The sequence below is a fragment of the Vibrio sp. D173a genome, assembly GCF_030248475.1.
In genome coordinates this window covers 1-656 of the sequence record NZ_JAHGAH010001464.1, presented here as the reverse complement: position 1 = coordinate 656, position 656 = coordinate 1, and the positions used below count along the sequence as shown (strand labels likewise).

Annotated in this window: 1 protein-coding gene; it reads left to right on the top strand. The window is 47.4% G+C overall.

Features of this window, described 5'->3' with window-relative positions; genetic code table 11:
* Positions 1-46: 46 nt before the first annotated feature.
* Positions 47-656 (top strand): YbfB/YjiJ family MFS transporter (locus tag KIV40_RS34095; RefSeq protein ID WP_309145842.1); only part of this gene is annotated, 610 nt, incomplete at its 3' end.

Genomic DNA, 656 nt, shown 5'->3' with positions numbered 1-656 from the left:
GATACTGAGAAAAGTCTCACCACAGACCAAAAGTCGAACCAGTAGTGTGGTGTTTTCGGGCCTTGGAATTGGCGCCATGTTGTCAGGTACTTTGATTCCAATACTGATTAGCGCCAGCGTCACGTCAACTTGGCTCGGCATGGGGTTCATCACTCTCCTAGCGACACTATTGAGTTGGAACGCTTGGGAAACCACACCTTCGTCTTCAAGCGCAAGCTACATCAAGGCGTCTTTCTCTCAATTAAGCACGTCTCAGCGTCATTGCGTGTTGTTCGTTTTTATCGCCTACACGTTCGATGCCATTGGCTACCTACCCCATACCTTGTTTTGGGTCGACTACATCGTAAGAGATATAGGTATGCCCTTTGATGCTGGAGGATTTTTCTGGGCTGCATTTGGGGTGGGAGCAGCTGTCGGCCCTATGTTGATTGGCATGTTCGCAGACAAACAAGGAATAAAACTCACCCTGTGTATCGCTTTTTTGTTCAAGGCTATTGGCGTTGGACTTCCGTTAATCAGCATCCACCCTAGTGCTCTGTTTATGTCATCGATTTTGGTCGGAATGTTCACACCAGTCACTGTGATGCTTGTTTCGACTTATACATTGGAGTGTGTTGGCTATGAACTGCACACAAAGGCTTGGGGATTAATGACAC